2 protein-coding genes are annotated in these 1,095 nt (G+C 71.6%); both read left to right on the top strand.

Annotated features, from left to right (window positions below; translation table 11 throughout):
• Positions 1 to 507: MurT ligase domain-containing protein (locus EIO58_RS18420; protein ID WP_205789394.1), on the top strand; the 507-nt coding region annotated here is incomplete at its 5' end.
• Positions 504 to 1,095 (top strand): glutamine amidotransferase (locus EIO58_RS18415; RefSeq protein ID WP_127820605.1); only part of this gene is annotated, 592 nt, incomplete at its 3' end. The genes EIO58_RS18420 and EIO58_RS18415, both read left to right, overlap by 4 nt.

Below are 1,095 nucleotides of genomic sequence, written 5' to 3'. Positions count from 1 at the left end.
CGGCCCGCGGACGCCGCCGCCGGATTCGCTCGCATGGCACCGGCCTACGGCCGCGGCGAGGTCGTCCCCCTGCGCAGCGATCCGGCCGGCGAGCAGGTCGAGTTCGTGATGTTCAAGAACGGACCGAGCCTCCAGATGAACCTCGACGCCCTCGACGGATCACCGGAGCGGCTGCTCATGGCGATCGACGAGGGAACGCCGGACGTCTCCTGGCTGTACGACGTCGATCTGGACGCCATCGATCGCGTCGACGTCGTCGCGGGGGAGAAGGCCTGCCAGCTGGCGCTGCGACTCGAGCACGCCGGCATTCCGATCGACCTGGTCGAGCCCGACATGGAGAAGGCCGTCGCCCATATGCGGGGCCTTCCGCCGACGGCGTCGGGCCGCCAGACTTGGTTCGTCAACTACGAGCTCATGTTCATCGGCCGGCGGCTGCTCGGGCAGGCCGACCAGGAGGTGGCGCGCCGCGCGGCACGTCGAGACACCGCGGATCGAGGATCCCGATGAACGAGACCCTGCGTATCGTGCAGCTCTATGCCGACGAGCTGGGCATCACCGGCGACCGCGGCAACGTCCTCGCGCTGCTGGCGCGCTGGGAGCGCGCCGGGAGCAATGCCGAGCACGTCCTGATCGGGCGGGGCGACGAGATCCCCGCCGACGCGGATGTCGTCGTGATGGGCAACGGCCCCCTGTCGGCCATGCGCCTGGTGATGCCCGACCTGCGTGAGAAGGCCGCCCACCTCGAGGGGCTCGTGGCCCAGGGCACGCCCCTGCTCGCCGTCGGCGGCGGGGCAGAGCTGCTCGGCGAGAGCGTCGAGACACTGGACGGCGAGACGCTGACGGGCGTAGGCGTCTTCCCCTTCCGGGTGCGTCGCGTGCGTGACCGTCGCGTCGGCTACGTCGTCGCGGATGCCGAGCACGGCCATCTGGTGGGGTTCGAAGATCACGCGTCGGAATGGACGCTCGGCGATGGCGCGGTCGCGTACGGCGCCGTGACGGGGGGCAAGGGCTCGTTCGCCCGCACCCGGGGCCGTGGCGAGGGCGTGCGCCGCGGACACGCGTACGCCACGAACGTGCAGGGCCCGGTGCTGCCGC

This window comes from Microbacterium sp. CPCC 204701, assembly GCF_004010105.1.
Taxonomy (GTDB): Bacteria; Actinomycetota; Actinomycetes; order Actinomycetales; family Microbacteriaceae; genus Microbacterium.
The sequence above is the reverse complement of the archived record's forward strand: the minus strand, read 5'-3'. Positions and strand labels throughout refer to the sequence as shown.